This window comes from Cellulosimicrobium cellulans, assembly GCF_024124905.1.
Lineage (GTDB): Bacteria > Actinomycetota > Actinomycetes > Actinomycetales > Cellulomonadaceae > Cellulosimicrobium > Cellulosimicrobium cellulans_G.
This window is the reverse complement of sequence record NZ_JAMXST010000003.1, coordinates 1-15,032: the sequence shown is the minus strand read 5'-3', so window position 1 is coordinate 15,032 and position 15,032 is coordinate 1. Positions and strand designations below refer to the sequence as shown.

10 protein-coding genes are annotated in these 15,032 nt (G+C 72.0%); 8 read left to right on the top strand and 2 right to left on the bottom strand.

Translation table 11 applies throughout. The annotated features are described in order from the left end of the window. Window positions 1-149 precede the first annotated feature (149 nt). From NHH00_RS08780 to NHH00_RS08745, 8 genes are all read left to right on the top strand, one after another. Window positions 150-335, top strand: a complete 186-nt coding sequence (locus NHH00_RS08780) for a hypothetical protein (protein WP_253051489.1) — start codon at window positions 150-152, stop codon at window positions 333-335. 3 nt (window positions 336-338) lie between these two features. Beyond that, window positions 339-941, top strand: a complete 603-nt coding sequence (locus NHH00_RS08775; RefSeq protein ID WP_253051488.1) for an exosortase/archaeosortase family protein — start codon at window positions 339-341, stop codon at window positions 939-941. Continuing rightward, window positions 941-2,290, top strand: a complete 1,350-nt coding sequence (locus tag NHH00_RS08770) for a glycosyltransferase family 2 protein (protein WP_253051487.1) — start codon at window positions 941-943, stop codon at window positions 2,288-2,290. The genes NHH00_RS08775 and NHH00_RS08770 overlap by 1 nt, the downstream gene beginning before the upstream one ends. Window positions 2,291-2,353: 63 nt before the next feature. Continuing rightward, the gene (gene wsfD, locus NHH00_RS08765) at window positions 2,354-3,985 is read left to right on the top strand and encodes a glycan biosynthesis hexose transferase WsfD (protein WP_253051486.1); all 1,632 of its coding nucleotides are present in this window, start codon (window positions 2,354-2,356) and stop codon (window positions 3,983-3,985) included. Window positions 3,986-3,999: 14 nt separating this feature from the next. Further along, a complete protein-coding gene (locus NHH00_RS08760; protein WP_253051485.1) occupies window positions 4,000-5,931 on the top strand; it encodes an acyltransferase family protein in 1,932 nt (643 codons plus the stop codon). Window positions 5,932-6,065: 134 nt separating this feature from the next. Further along, window positions 6,066-7,802 (top strand): cadherin-like domain-containing protein, encoded by a 1,737-nt coding sequence (locus tag NHH00_RS08755; protein WP_253051484.1) that lies wholly within the window; start codon window positions 6,066-6,068, stop codon window positions 7,800-7,802. Window positions 7,803-8,258: 456 nt separating this feature from the next. Beyond that, window positions 8,259-8,897, top strand: coding sequence for an Ig-like domain-containing protein (locus NHH00_RS08750; RefSeq protein WP_253051483.1), 639 nt, complete (start codon window positions 8,259-8,261; stop codon window positions 8,895-8,897). Between the two features lie 248 nt (window positions 8,898-9,145). After that, window positions 9,146-12,169, top strand: coding sequence for a sigma-70 family RNA polymerase sigma factor (locus tag NHH00_RS08745; RefSeq protein WP_253051482.1), 3,024 nt, complete (start codon window positions 9,146-9,148; stop codon window positions 12,167-12,169). Here NHH00_RS08745 and NHH00_RS08740 read toward each other — a convergent pair. Both NHH00_RS08740 and NHH00_RS08735 read right to left on the bottom strand, forming a co-directional pair. After that, the gene (locus tag NHH00_RS08740; protein WP_253051481.1) at window positions 12,153-13,718 is read right to left on the bottom strand and encodes a helix-turn-helix transcriptional regulator; all 1,566 of its coding nucleotides are present in this window, start codon (window positions 13,716-13,718) and stop codon (window positions 12,153-12,155) included. The two genes, NHH00_RS08745 and NHH00_RS08740, sit on opposite strands and share 17 nt — an antisense overlap. A 193-nt stretch (window positions 13,719-13,911) precedes the next feature. Further along, window positions 13,912-15,032, bottom strand: a 1,121-nt coding sequence (locus tag NHH00_RS08735; protein WP_253051480.1) for a cadherin-like domain-containing protein, incomplete at its 5' end; no start/stop codon positions are given.

The following is a 15,032-nucleotide window of genomic DNA, read 5'->3' as shown; positions in this document are numbered from 1 at the left end:
TCGAGCAACTCTATGTGACGTACATCACATCAATGCCCCATCACCGGGCTCCGAGATCCCCCGTCTGTACCCCCGAGCGACGGGCTCCACGTCCGTCGCGACTCGAATCCGCGCAGGGCGTCCCGCCCGGCTCTACGGAAGGGCAGTCCATGTACAACACCCCTGGAATCAGCACCGGCATCAGTGGGGCCACCGCGGGTGCCGGTGCGCTCGCAGTGACGGGTGCCACGACGTTCGCCTACGTCGCGCTCGCCATGGCGCTCGTCGTGGGAGGTCTGCTGCTGCTGCGGACCTCGCGCCGTCGACGTGAGGCCGTCGCCGGGGTCGAGGGCTGATCCGTGAGCGCCGCGGAGGCGACCGTACCGCTCGTGCCGAGGAGCGTCTCGCGTGCCTTCGACCGGACGGTGCGGTGGACGCTCGCCGTGGCGCTCGCCGTCGGCTCCGTGGCGGCGATCCTGCATGCGCAGGCGTTCCGTCAGCTTGAGGCACGCCTCGCGGGCGAGGTCACCGGTCTCGTCTTCGCGCGCGAGGTACGCGTCATGACGTACGAGCCCGTCCTCGCGTTCGAGCGGGTCGCGGGCGACGACGCCACGTGGTTCGCGCTGCGCATCACCCCCGACTGCAGCGCGCTCTACTTCCTCGTGCCGCTCGCGATCATCGCGGCGTTCGTGCTGGCCACAGGGCGCTCGAGCGTCGCCAGGATCGTGCTCGCGACCCTGGGAGCGGGACTCTTCCTCGAGCTGTTGAACGTCGTCCGTGTCGAGGTGATGGTGCTCTCGATCGTGCGCTGGGGGGCTGAGGTGTTCCAGTGGGTGCACGACACGCTCGGCTCGGCGCTCATGCTCGGTGGGCTCACGGTCGCGCTCGTGCTCTTCTTCCGGCTCGGGTTCTTCGGCCGGCGTGGTCGCAGGACGCGCGGAGCCCGTGGTGAGCAGCCGTGATGGTCGTCCTCGACATCCTCGCGCGGGTCGTCATCAGCATCTCGATGGTCTACTTCATCCTCCTGATGGGCTCGGGCCTCGTGCAGCTGCGCCGCGCGCGGGCGAGCCTCGGGGTGCAGGGCCAGGCGACCTACGGGTCGCGCGACTCGCGGGCGCACGAGCGCCTCGACGTCTACTTCCTCGTCCCCTGCCTCAACGAGGACGCGGTGATCGGGCAGACCGTCTCGGCGCTGACGCTCCTCGACGGCACGACCACCCTGGTCATCGACGACGGTTCCGACGACGACACGGCCCGCTGCGCCGAGGAGGCGGGGGGAGATCGGGTCCGGGTCCTGCGCCGCGTGCTCCCGGAGGCGCGCAGGGGCAAGGGCGAGGCGCTGAACAACGGGATCGCGTGGGTCCGCGACGACGTGGCGGCGCGGGGCCTGGACCCCGGGAAGGTCGTCGTCTGCGTCATGGACGCCGACGGGCGGCTCTCGGACCACGCTCTCGACCATGTCCTGCCGCTGTTCGAGGACGAGAACGTCGGGGGCGTGCAGCTCCAGGTGCGCATCCGCAACCGGGGTTCCTTCCTCACCCGGTACCAGGACTACCAGTTCTGGGGTATCGCCGCGGTGACGCAGTTCGGGCGCCAGGCGACAGGCACCGTCAGCCTCGGCGGCAACGGGCAGTTCGCACGGTTGTCGGCGTTGGACGACGCGGGCGAGAGGCCGTGGTCCGCGTCGCTGACCGAGGACCTCGATCTCGCGATCACGCTCGCACTGAAGGGGTGGGAGCTGCAGACCACGCCGCACGCCTCGGTCGACCAGCAGGCGGTGGAGAAGCTCCCCCTGCTCGTCAAGCAGCGCACCCGCTGGTACCAGGGGCACATGATGGCGATCAAACGTGTCCCGGAGATCTGGCGCGCCCGTGACCTGAGCAACGCGAAGGCGCTCGAGCTCACGTCGTACTGCCTGGTCCCGTGGGTGCTCGACCTCCCGTGGTCGATCCTCTTCCACTACTGCCTCCTCATGCTCGGGCTGAACTGGGACCAGATCGCCGTCGTCGCGGGCGGTGACAGTGTCGCGGTGATCGTGCTGGCGACGGTGTTCTACCTCTTCGCCTTCCTGCCGGCTCTCGCAACGGGGTGGGTGTACTACCGGCGGGACAAGCGGTGGGGAGTGCTCAAGAGCCTGCTCATGGGCAACTCGTTCATCCTCATGAACTACCTGTCGTTCGCGTGCGTCTGGAAGGCACTGGCCCGCATCCTGCGTGGCGAGACGTCCTGGGACAAGACCGCCCGCGTGCGCGAAGGTGCAGCCGCCGTCGACGGGCCGAGCGCTCAGCCCGTCGTCGCGACCGCTGGCTGAACGCCTGGCATGCCCGAGCAGGACCGCCCGTCACGTCCGGCCGGGCGCTTCGTCAGTCGGGGCATGACGACGACCTGGAGCCTCATCGAGCCTGACGAGGCACGCAGCACCGACCCGACCACAGAGAGCTCACGGCGGCACGTCCGCACCGATCCCGGCGTCGAGGCCGACCGCCCCCGGGTCCTCGCGGTCCTCCTCGGAGGGATCGTGTCGCTGCTCTTCGCGGTCCGCGCGCTCGTGCCTGGCCCGATCGGGCTTGCCGACGACGGTGGCGCCGTCCGGTACGCCTGCCAGACCGGGCTCACGGCAGAGACGGCGGGCGGCCCCCGCTTCTTCGACTTCGCGATCCTGCGCTGGTCCGTCGGCGAGGCGGCCACCGGGAGCGAGGGGTGCCCCTCGCACGCGAGCAGCGTGACGTGGCTCGCGGGAGCGTTCCGGTGGGTGGCCGGGCTCCTCGGCCAGGACGTCGTCGACCTGCGGCTCGTCTCGCTGCTCTACGCGGCGGCCTGCGGCCTTCTCGTCGCCCTCGTCCTGCTCGTGATCGGCGGCTCGGTGCGCCGCCAGGTGGTCGTCGCGACGGGTCTGCTGCTCGTAGTGGCTGACGCGGCGTTCGTCGGGTTCGCGGGGTCGCTCTACGCCGAGTCGACGGCGGTGCTGGGCGTGCTCCTGCTCGCCGCCGGGCTCGTCCTGGTGGACTCCCGGGGTCCGCGGGCGTGGGCCGGTCTGGTGGTCGCCGTGCTCGGGTCAGCCCTGGTCACCGGAGCGCGGTCGACGACCGCGATGCTGGCGGTGCCGGTGGCCATCTACGTGGCGATCGTGTGGTGGCGACGCGGGAGCCGCATTGACCGTCGACGGTGGGCGGCGCGCTTCTTGTACCACGGGGTGGCCGTGGCCGCCGTCCTCGCACTGGTCGCACCGGCCGTCTGGGCCGTCGCCGGCGAGTCGGAGCGGGCACGGGTCGCGGAGACCTGGGCGATGCTGACGCAGCGCGGTCTGCTCGATCCGGAGGCGGCGTCCGCGGAGCTGCGTTCCACCGGGCTGACGCCCGGCGCGGTGGACCTCGCGACGACGTCGCCCACGACGTTCGAGAGCAGCGACGAGCGAGAGGCCAACGCCGGCGTGCTCAGGCCGTCGACCGTATGGTCCTTCCTCCTCGCCCATCCTGGACGGGCCGTCGGCGCGCTGGACGACGCCGCGCGCGACTACCTCACTCCTCGACCGGCAGGTCTCGGTTCCTATCCCGTCGATTCGCAGATGCCGCCGAGGGCCCAGGAGAACCGCGTCGTGGTGGTCTCGTCGGTCACGGGATGGTTCGCGGGCGGAGGGCTCATCGTCCTCGGTGCCGGCTGGGCGCTCGTCGCGCTGGTGGGGCTCCGGCGCGCACGGTCCACGAACACCGTCGCGTCGACGCGGAGCGCCGCACGGGCGTCCCTCGTCCTGCTCGCCGGGTCCATGCTCGGAACGGCCACGGTCGCGTTCGGCGTCGGCGTCGCACCCGACCGGGCGGTGGTGCCCGCCGTCCTGAGCGGGCTGCTTGCGGTGGTGCTGCTGGTGGCGTCCCGCCCGAGCGGTCCGTCCCCTGTCGTCGCGGGCTTGCGCTGGGCGGCATCGCGCGGTGCGACCGCACTCTCGGGGGCGAGCGCGGCACTGCGGGAGAGCGCGGCACGGCGCGGGTCGGACGGCGCGCGCCGGTGACGATCACGCGAAGCATGGTCGGCGCTCCTGCGGGTGTGGTCGACGTCGTCCCGAGCAGGAGTGCCGGGCATCACGACGACGTCCCGCTGGCGTCGACGTACTACCGCGCCATCGACGGGCTGCGTGGCGTCGCGGTGCTCTCCGTCGTCGTCTACCACACCGGGCTGTACGAGGCCGGGCTGTTCGGCGTCGACGTGTTCATGGTGCTCTCCGGGTTCCTCATCACGCTGACGCTCCTGCGCGAGCGGTCGCGTCGCGGCCGCGTCGGCCTTGGTGCCTTCTACCGCAGGCGCGCGAAGCGGCTCATCGTGCCGCTGCTCGTCGTCCTCGGGGCGTCGGCCCTCGCCGTCGCCCAGCTCGGGCGCGCGACGGACGCAGACGTGTTCGCGCGACAAGGGCTCGCCTCGCTGCTCTACCTCGCCAACTGGGAGCAGATCCTGCGCGGTGACGCCTACTGGGACGCGACCGGAGGCGTGCCCGGGCCCCTTGCGCACATGTGGTCCCTGTCGATCACCGAGCAGTTCTACCTCGTGTGGCCCCCGCTCCTCGTGCTGATCCTGTTGCTGGTCCCCGCGTGGCGTCGGGTTCCCGTCGTCGTCGGGACGCTCGCCGGAGCCCTCGCGGTGGTGACGGGCTTCGCCACCGCGCTCCTGTACGACGGGACGAACGCCGACGCCCTCTATCTCGGCACGCACACGCACGGGTCAGCGCTCGCCGTCGGTGCCGTGGTGGCGGCGCTCGTCGCCGATGGTGCGCGGCGCGCGGCCGGGGTCCGGACCCGTCGCCAGCGGATCCCCTCTTGGTGTGGGGGTCTGCTCTCCGCGGTGCTGCTCACGGCCCTCGTCGTCGTTTCGGTCCTCACACCGAGCTATCGGGAGCCGTGGCTCTACGCGTCGGGTGGGCTGACGGTCGTCGCGCTCCTGGTGGGTCTGCTCGTCCTGTCCCTCACGCGCGAGGACACCGTGGTCGCGCGTGCGCTCGGGGCGGCGCCGCTCGTCGGCATCGGGAAGTTCTCCTATTCGTTGTACCTTGTCCACGTCCCCGTGCTCTGGGCGCTCTCGAAGAGTCTGCCCGACCCGCGGCCGATCGTGCTGCTGATCGTCGGGCTCCCGTTGTCGATCGTGCTCGCGGCGTTCCTCCACCACATCATCGGCGAGCCTGCCCGTCTGCGCCGGTGGAGCCGGGCGGGGGTCACGGTGTTCACGGCTCTGGCCGTGGTGGTGGTCGGTGGAGTGGCGGTGGTGCCGAGACTGGTGGACTCGACGCAGGGCGAGGGCGCGCGCCGGGTTCTTGTCGTGGGCGACTCGCTCGGGCACGACGTCGCGGACGCGCTCGTGCTGTACGCGCCCGGGCAGTTCACGGTGACGGACGCCGCGTTCGACGGGTGCGGCATCTTCGGTCAGGACACGAGCCGGTCGGCGGAGAGCGACGTGGACCAGGATCCCGGAGCGGGCTGCAACCCGTGGGAGCCGCGGTGGGCCGCGGCCGTCGACGAGCACGACCCCGACGTCGTCGTCGTCACCCTGGGTTGGGACGCGACCCGCATGCAGTTGGACGGACGGTGGATGGACGCGTGCTCGGCGGAGTACGCCGCGCACTACGACCGCCAGCTGGAGGCGGCGCACGAGGTCCTCACCTCCGGGCGCGACGGTCGCCAGGTGCTCTTCACCTCGTCCCGCCGGCACACCAACGTCGTGACGCCGGCGTGGGCGGAGTGCCACACGGCCCAGCTCCGTGCTTTCGCCGAGGACCATGCCGACGTCCACGTGCTCGAGCTCGACGAGCAGGTGTGTCGTGATGATGCCTGCATCCAGGAGACGCCCGAGGGCGACGCCGTGTACTTGGACACGGTGCACTTCACGCGCGCCGGCCTGGCGTGGATCGCACCGTGGGTGGCGGCGGAGATCGACGCGGTGACGGCAGAGCAGGGAGACGGAGACGCGTAGCGCGCTGCCTCACCCGCTGCCTCACCCCGTCACCGGCGGGTCGGCCTCCCGTCTGTTGGTGTGACCTCCGTCTCCGACGGTGGTTGCACGGCGTCGGGGGCGAGGTGCTCCCGGCCTGACAGGAAGAGAACTCGATGAGAACCACACTGCGAAGGACGGCGCGCGCTGCCGTGATCGCTGGTCTGTGTGGAGGGCTCGCGCTCTCCGGGTCCGCCATGGCCATCGCCGCGCCTGCGACCGGTGACCAGACCCAGGCCAACCTGCTCTACTCCGTCGACGGCGGGACCACCTGGTCCGACACCGTCACCGCCGAGCGTGGCCAGCAGGTCCTGGCCCGCCTGTTCTACGACACCACCAAGGACACCCCGGTGACGGGCACGTCCCTGACCACCCAGATCCCCGACGGATTCACCTACGTCCCCGGCACCACCCGCAACGTCCTGGCCCCCGGCTCCGACGTCACCACCGGTACCGTCGGTGCCGAGACCAAGGCCGTCGCCGTCACCGACTCCGTCTGGACCGGCGACAACCTCCAGGTCTCCCCCTCGGCCGGGTTCAACGGCGAGTCCAACGCCTCCCAGACCGGCACCCTGCGCAACGGCACCAAGCGCTACCTCAACCTGCACCAGTGTGACTTCGTCCTGCGCAGTTCCACGGGTACCGAGCGTGATCAGTTCCGGTACGTGACCAACCTCGGCGGGGGCAACTGGGGTGCCGGAACGAACGCGTCGAACACCGCCGACTCCGCGGCGAGCTGTGGCGCCGGTGGGGCGGGGGATGCGGGCGGCACGTGGGTACTGCGTAACAGCCAGGTCGCGGCGCTGGACCTCCTCGGCAACCGTTACGTGAACCTCCAGGAGTGCGACTACGTGATGCCGAGCGTCGGCCGCGGCGACGTGGCGCGCTGGGTGACGAACCTGGGCGGCGGCAACTGGGGTGCCCCGTCGACCGCGGCGAACGCGCCGAAGGCCGCGGGCGACTGCGGGCCGGGTGGGACGAACAACGGTCTGACGTGGGAGCTCAACGGCGACCAGGTCGAGGTGCTCGACACGCTGGGCAACCGGTACGTCAACCTTCACCAGTGCGACTACGCCATCGCGTCGGACCTGACCGGCAACCCGCGCTACCGCTACACGACCAACGCCGGGTCCGCTACGGGCAACTGGGCTGTCGGGACGAACGCGTCGAACGCCGCCGACGCGGCGGCGCTCTGCGGGCCGGGTTCCGCGGGCTGGGAGCTGAACGGGCAGGGCGTCCGCGCGCTGGATCTTCTAGATGCGGCGCGTGGTCAGGGGTTCATCGAGTTCGCCTTCACCTCCGAGGCACCTGAGCCCCCGGCATGCGAGCAGACCGTCACCGAGCCCGCGATCACCTCCACCCGTCAGGGTGTGCTCAACGGCACCGGGACCGGCACCCCGACCTCCACCGCCGCCATCACCCTGGCCGAGTACACCGCCACTGGGGACCCCTGCCCCGAAGAGCTGGCAGCGAACACCGACGAGTACACCACCGTGCAGGACACCACCCTGACCGGGAACGTCCTGGACAACGACGTCATCCCCGACGGATCCACCATCACCGTCACCGGCCCGGGCGCCGGCCCCTGGAACGGTGACCTCACCCTGAACGAGGACGGCACCTTCACCTACACCCCGGCCCCCGGGTACGTCGGCACCGACTCGTTCAGCTACACCATCACCGACCAGGACGGCAACACCTCCGTCGGCACCGTCAACATCACCATCACCGAGGACGAGAACGGCATCCCCCTCATCGCCCCCGGCGCCGCCGCCACCGCAGGCCTGCTCGGCCTGGCCGGCCTCGGCCTCGGCTACACCCGCCGCCGCGAGACCACGAACGAGGTGATCTGACCCCACCAACCGATCCACTTCCTGACAGCGGCCCTCCCACCACCAGGCGGGAGGGCCGCCGTCGTGCGCCCCGGCCCGCGCGGTATGGAAGCAGTACGGAATCGGCACCTACCCCGAGGAGGGCGTCATGGGGAGTCCGTCGTGCCGTCGGTACAGCCGAACGCCGGGCACCGGTCCGGCGCACGAACACAGGAGGTCTCGATGGCAGCACGAGCGCGGGTGTCATGGCGAGGGAGGGCGCTCGGACCGTCCGCCGGAGCGGTAGGTCTGGCGACGGCGGCCCTGGTCGGGTTCGCCGGGGTCGCGGCGGCCGCACCCGTCACCGACGTCGTCGACGGCTCCGGGACGAGCGGGACGTTGGAGTCCGGAGTTCGCTGGGAGTCGACCGCGGAGCTCTCCGGCGGACAGGCCACGTTGACTCAGGGGCAGGAGGCCACCGTCGCTTTCTCGGAGCCGGTGGAGCTTGAGCTTACGATCTGGAGCCTCCAGCAAAATGCGGCGGGACAGGAGTGCGTCTTCGTCTCGGACGGTATCGAGCCGGTGAGCGTCAGCGCCCGGCACCGTTGGGACCCCGGCACCCGTCAGCTCTGCGGCGTGGAGAACGTGTCCGGCGCGGCGAGCGTGTTCGAGGGTTCGGCGGTCGAGCAGGTGACGGTGACGGCGACCGGGTCCAACGCGACGCACGCGCGGCTCCTCGGCGACTTTCGCGTGACCGTGGAGCGGGACGCCGCAGAGCTTGTCGGCGACTCTGCTGCCACCGTGACCGGTGCGGGGACGACGATCGACGTCCTGGCCAACGACGTCCTGCCCGAGGGGTCGAGCCTGCCGACGGTGGACGCCGCGTCCGCCCACGGAGGCGCGGTCACCGTGACGCCCGAGGGGCTCGTCGTCTACACACCTCCCGCCGGGTTCGTCGGCACCGACTCGTTCACCTACCAGGTCGTCGGGCCGGACCGGGTGGCACGGTCGGCGACCGTGACCGTGACCGTGACCGAGGATGAGAGCAGCATCCCGCTGGTCGCGCCGCTCGGGGCCCTCGCGGCCGGTGTCGGGGCCCTGTCCTTTGTGGCGGTGCGGCGCCGGGCACGCCGCTGACCGACGCGCGCTCGCGCGGCGGATGACCGTGGCGCGTCCCGGTGTTGGGGCGCGCCACGGTCGTGTCGTGGCAGCGCGGCCAGGGGCGGAGGCATGGACCGGGTGAACCGGTCAGACCGGCTAGATAGGTCGAAGTCGGAGAGGTATGGTCCGGTGGGGATTGTGCACGTCCAGTGCCCGCCGCGCCGTGCGGATCAGCACACATGCGCGGTGATACCGTCCGTCCAGGTGCCACGAGGTGTCAGAGCATGCTTGACCGCGCAGAGAGCGGCGCGTCGCAGACCTCGCTCGGCTGGGCGGATCTCCACGACGACCGGCTCGTCGACGCGCTGCGCGCCGGGCAGGACGCGGCGTTCACCGAGCTCTACCGTCGGCACGGTCCCGCGGCGCTCGGGGTGGCCCGGCGCGTCCTCGGAGCGGGACCCAGCGCCGACGACGCGGTGGCGGAGGCCTTCACCGCGCTGCTGGCGAAGGCGCGCGAGGGCGGCGGGCCGACGAGCAACGTCCGCTCGTACCTACTGACGTCCGTGCGCAACGCGGCGCTGAGCCACGTCCGCTCGCAGGAGAAGGTCCGGCCAGCGTCGCATGAGGCTCTCGACGGCCCGGCGCACGACCCCGACCGCCTGACCGTGGCCGAGGACGTCTCCCTCGTGCGCTCGGCGTTCGGCACGCTGCCGGCCCGCTGGCAGCAGGTGCTCTGGTACCTGGACGTGGAGGGCATGACGCCGGCTCAGGCGGCGCCGATGCTCGGCATCTCGCCGAACGCCGCGTCGTCACTGGCCCGGCGAGCGCGCGACCGTCTGCGCCACGGCTATCTCCAGGCCCACGTACGGCGGGCCGACCCCGGGTGCGCGGACTTCTCGCCGCACCTGGCGCGGTACGCGCAGGGTGGTCTCACCCCGCAGGTACGGCGGCGCATCGAGACGCATCTGACGACCTGTGCCCCGTGCACCGCAGTCGTCGAGGAGCTGAGCGACCTCCGCGGTCGTATGCGCATCCTGCTCCTGCCCCTTGGAGCCCCGGCAGTGCTCGCAGCGTCGTCGGACGGCCAGCGTTCGCACCGGGCGGGCAGGTCGGCGCTGGGTGGTCGGTGGGCGGCACAGCGCCGCACTCGTGGCGCAGCCGCCGGCGCCCTCGCCGTGGTCGGTGCGTCCGGGACGTTGGCCTCCGCCCGTCCCACGGACGACGGCTCGGACGGCCCGGCCGACGACCTCGCGACCGGTGTGGTCGGTAGCCCGCCCGAGGGCGTGGTCGGTGGTGTGGCAGGCGTGCACGAGGCGGACGGCGTGGACCGGGCGACGGCGGCAGTACCCCTGGGGGGCGAGCGAGCAGGTGCCGCAGCAGGGGCTGCGGCGGCCGTCGTGGCGGCTGCTGGGGCGGAGCGAGGTCCGTCGGCGCTCTCTCGTCGGGGACGCCGCCGTGGGGTGGGCGGCGCCGCAGGTGCCAGCGCCGTCAGACAGCGCGACGGCGCGTCGTCGGGCGGTCTGCTCCTGCTTCCTATCGTGGGGTGGTTCGGGGAGTGGCCGCGGTGGTGGTCCGCGGTGGTGGGGACGGTGCGTCACCCGGGGCGCTTCGTGCGCCGGGTGTGGTGGTCGCGCCCCGCGCGGACCTGGCCCTGGTCCGTCGGTGTGGTGTCGACGGTGCTCGTCGTGCTCCTGGGTGTGGCGGCATCGGGGATGCTCCCCGTCCCGGTGGTCGTCGCCCCGGTCGGTGCGCCGGTGGCCTCCGACGGGGCGGGCCCCGCGGACGCCGAGTCCGGCGTGGAGGGCGACGAGGGTGACCCGTCGGTGCCGGCCGAGGCTCAGGGGAGCGGGGCGGTACCGACGCCGGGAGAGCACGGCTCCCCGGTGGGCGCACCAGACGGCGCGGGCGGAGAGGGGCCGGGCACCGGGGGCGACTCCGGCGCGCCGGGCGACGCTGCACCGCCTGGGGTGCCGCGGGGGGCGGCGGATCCCGGCGACCCCACGACGCCCCCGGACCCGGTCGAGCTCGACGTCGTCTTTGAGGACCTCGGAGACCTCGCGCCCGGGCGCCCCGGGGTCCTCGGCGTCACCGTCACGCACGCCGGCCCGGCCCTGGTCGCGACCGTCGTACTCGAGGTGGTGCTGCCCGCTGGCGTTGCCCTCGACTCTGCCGACCCCGGGCGGGCTTCTTCCGACTGGACGTGTGAGCCGTCGGACGCTGGTGCTCTCTGTACGGTACGCGGGCTCGCCCTCGGGGCGGCCTCGACGCTGCTCGTCCCCGTCGTCGTCGCCGCGCACGCCACCGAGGGCGCGGTTCCCGTCACTGTCCGACCCGCAGACGGGCAGTCGGACGCGGTGTTCAGCCAGGACGTCGTGGTGCGGGACTCGTCGCTCGCCGCGCGCTACGTCGCGGTGGGCGACGTCGGCGTCACCCAGGTGGGGGCCCCGGTCCTGCATTGCCCGCCGTCCGACAGCAGGTGCGCGAGCGTCGTCGACGGCACCGCGACCGGGACCCTGCAGGACAACAAGGCGTGGCAGATGGTGACGGTCGACGAGCTGGGCACGGGAACGCCGTCGTCCCGGGCTCGTCTCGACCTGCCGTCCGGCAGCGAGATCGTCAGCGCGCGGCTGTACTGGGGCGGCGAGTACCGCACCGGCATGTGTGACGGGTCCGTCGGGACGGTGCGGCTGGCCTCGCCCGGTGGATCGCTCAGGCAGCCCGTCGGCGCGGTCGTGGTCGAGCGTGCGCCCGGGCGCGACTACGCGGTCTACCAGGCCAGCGTCGACGTGACGGCGCAGGTCCGGGCCGGGGGGTCGGGAACCTGGGGGGTCGCCGACGTGTGCGCGGCCGGTGGCAGCGGGTCGATGGCCGGGTGGGCACTCGTGGTGGTGCACCGGGACCCGACCGGCACCGCCTCGAGACTCGCGATCGTGAACGACGGTCTCCTGGCTGTCACCAAGGGGGACGGAGGCCGCGAGACGGTCGTCGCAGGTCGCGCAGGGTCGCAGGCCCGCATCGGTGCGGTCGCCTGGGAGGGCGACCGCGCGACCGGTGGGGACCAGCTCTTCCTCGACGGCACCGCGCTGGTACCGCTGCGGTGGACCGGATCCGGCCCCGGCGCGGTCGGATCGGGCAGCAATGCCTTCGACTCGACGGCGTGGGGGTCGTCCTACGCGAACTCGCTTGGTGTCGACGTGAAGCCGTTCCGGCCGGCAGCGCTGCTCGCCTCGCGTGCCGCGCTGCGTGCCGTGAGTACGGGGGACGACTTCTGGGTGGGGGCGCTCACCGTCGTCACGGGTGGGTCATGAGCCCGGGCCGGACGACGGGGTCGAGCAGACCGGTCTCGTGCGCCCTCCGCAGTGCGGATGCCCTGTCGTGCACTCCCAGCCGGCGGTAGATGTCGCGCACCTGCGTCTTCACGGTGTTCGCCGACACGAACGACCGACGGGCGATCTGGGTGGCGGTGAGCCCCTGCGCGAGCATGCTCAGCACCTCCGACTGCCGCTCGGAGAGCGTGGCAAACGTCGGCTCGACCGGTTCGCGTGCCGTGCGCGCGAGCTCCTCGACGACGGGGTGCCCGAACAGGCGCGCGGCAACGCGAAGGACGGCGGGCGATCCCCAGCGCAGCGGGAAGGACCCTCCGGTGCGGCGGACCGTGTCGAGAGCGTGGGCAAGCTCGCGGTGGGCGTCGTCATCGGATCCGAGCGCGAGGTGCGCGTCCGCGCTGAGCAGGCGCGCCTCGATGCGAACGCGTGGTGAGGCGGAGTGGGCGACCGCTGGGTTGCGGACGGCGGCGAGGGCCTCGCGGGGGCGCCGATGGGCGAGGCAGAGCCGCGCCGTCAGGAGCGAGTGCGCAGCGGGCTCCTGGTCGAGGAGCTCGGCCACGAGCTCGGCGCTCGTGCCGCGGCCGTGCTCCAGGTACAGGCGCCCGAGGTCGAGCGCGAGCAGAGGGGGGATCGGCCGGGGTCGGTGCGGGTCTCGTGCGACGTCACCGGTGTGGGCCGCGGGAGAGCGCTGCAGCAGCGAGGCGTGGAGGCCGTCGAGGGCGACGGCGGGCGTCGGGCTCAGGGCGGCGTGCCAGGTGTCCAGGTGCAATGCGACGAACCAGAGGTCCGTCGCCCAGTGCGCGTCCCGGAGGCAAGGGTCGGCGACAGCGCCGGTGGGGACTGTTGCTTCGAGGAGCGCGACGTTGGTGGCGAGGAGGAGCGGGTCGCCGAACGTCTGCCGCCACCACGGTGGTGGCGAGGGGAGCAGACAGGCCTCGGCGATCCAGCTCTGCGCGCGGTGGCGTTGCGCGTCGAGCGCTAGCGCGAGGGCTGCGGCCTCGGCGGCCGCCCGTGCCAGTCTCGCCGCCCCGGTGGAGATCGACAGCCGGTACGCCTCCTCGGCGTGGAGGAGTGCCTCCGTCGTCCGTCCTGCCTCGAGTGCGCTGACGAAGGCCTGGAGCATGACCAGGACCCGGGGCCGCGGGAGCTCGGTGTTCCTCGCCCGCAGGAGCCACTGCGAGGCGGTCGCCGACGAAGGACCGGGCTGCCCCGCGCGTCGTTGGTTGGCCGTCCGGATGAAGGCGGACAGCCCGGACAGGGTCTCGTCGGGGGAGATGCTGGTGGCCCGGTATTGCGGGTGGGTGGGCATCGGGCGTGTCACGGACACGAGGTCGAGGAGGTCGGAGGGGACCGACGGCGGGTCCCCGGCGAGCACCGCGGCCTGGACATCCTGGAGGGCGGTGCCGTCCTCCTCGTCGAGCAGGCCGGTCCAGCAGTGCTCCAGCACGCTCCGTGCGGCGTCGGTGTCGCCTGTCCGGATGGCTCCCAGCAGCGTATCGACCTCGCTCGCGTTGGTGGTTCGGGTCGGCATCGCCTGACACTCCACTGTGCAGTCCTCCCAGATTCCCAGCGTGAAGCCGATATTTCCGATTCGGTGGGGTCTTGCACCACTAGGACGCCGAGCCTCACAGTTCGTGTCGTGTGATGCGGGTCACATGCAGCACGGCGGCCCTCCCGCCTGGTGGTGGGAGGGCCGCTGTCAGGAAGTGGATCGGTTGGTGGGGTCAGATCACCTCGTTCGTGGTCTCGTGGCGGCGGGTGTAGCCGAGGCCGAGGCCGGCCAGGCCGAGCAGGCCTGCGGTGGCGGCGGCGCCGGGGGCGATGAGGGGGATGCCGTTCTCGTCCTCGGTGATGGTGATGTTGACGGTGCCGACGGAGGTGTTGCCGTCCTGGTCGGTGATGGTGTAGCTGAACGAGTCGGTGCCGACGTACCCGGGGGCCGGGGTGTAGGTGAAGGTGCCGTCCTCGTTCAGGGTGAGGTCACCGTTCCAGGGGCCGGCGCCCGGGCCGGTGACGGTGATGGTGGATCCGTCGGGGATGACGTCGTTGTCCAGGACGTTCCCGGTCAGGGTGGTGTCCTGCACGGTGGTGTACTCGTCGGTGTTCGCTGCCAGCTCTTCGGGGCAGGGGTCCCCAGTGGCGGTGTACTCGGCCAGGGTGATGGCGGCGGTGGAGGTCGGGGTGCCGGTCCCGGTGCCGTTGAGCACACCCTGACGGGTGGAGGTGATCGCGGGCTCGGTGACGGTCTGCTCGCATGCCGGGGGCTCAGGTGCCTCGGAGGTGAAGGCGAACTCGATGAACCCCTGACCACGCGCCGCATCCAGAAGATCCAGCGTTTGGACTGAGGAGAGGTTTGGTCCGTATTCAAAGCCGGACTGTCCGGGTCCGCACTCGACCGACGTGTTGGCGGTGTTCGACGTGTTGGTGCCGGTGCGGTATGTGGCGATGCTGGTGTCCGTGGTGTTGCCGAACCAACTCGTGTCGCCGCCGGCCGCCGACCTCCAGTTGCACTGGTGGAGGTTGAGGTAGCGGTTGCCCAGCAGATCCAGGGCGTGGACGGAGGAGACGTTCGAGCCGATGGCGTAGCCGGCTGCGGGGTTTCCGGGTCCGCAGGTGACGGTGCCGTCGGCAGAGTTGGATGCGTTTGTTCCGGTCTGGAACCCGGCGAAGCCGGCGGTGGCGGTGGTGTTACCGACCCAGCTGGTGTCGCCGCCGGCTGCCGACCTCCAGTTGCACTGGTGGAGGTTGAGGTAGCGGTTGCCCAGCAGATCCAGGGCGTGGACGGAGGAGACGTTCGAGCCGATGGCGTAGCCGGCTGCGGGGTTTCCGGGTCCGCAGGTGACGG

Excerpts from the sequence above, each read along its gene's own strand:
- NHH00_RS08755 (WP_253051484.1), top strand. The coding sequence starts at position 6,066 with ATGAGAACCACACTGCGAAGGACGGCGCGCGCTGCCGTGATCGCTGGT.
- NHH00_RS08745 (WP_253051482.1), top strand. The coding sequence starts at position 9,146 with ATGCTTGACCGCGCAGAGAGCGGCGCGTCGCAGACCTCGCTCGGCTGG.
- NHH00_RS08780 (WP_253051489.1), top strand. The coding sequence starts at position 150 with ATGTACAACACCCCTGGAATCAGCACCGGCATCAGTGGGGCCACCGCG.
- NHH00_RS08770 (WP_253051487.1), top strand. The coding sequence starts at position 941 with ATGGTCGTCCTCGACATCCTCGCGCGGGTCGTCATCAGCATCTCGATG.
- NHH00_RS08760 (WP_253051485.1), top strand. The coding sequence starts at position 4,000 with ATGGTCGGCGCTCCTGCGGGTGTGGTCGACGTCGTCCCGAGCAGGAGT.
- NHH00_RS08740 (WP_253051481.1), bottom strand. The coding sequence starts at position 13,718 with ATGCCGACCCGAACCACCAACGCGAGCGAGGTCGATACGCTGCTGGGA.
- wsfD (WP_253051486.1), top strand. The coding sequence starts at position 2,354 with ATGACGACGACCTGGAGCCTCATCGAGCCTGACGAGGCACGCAGCACC.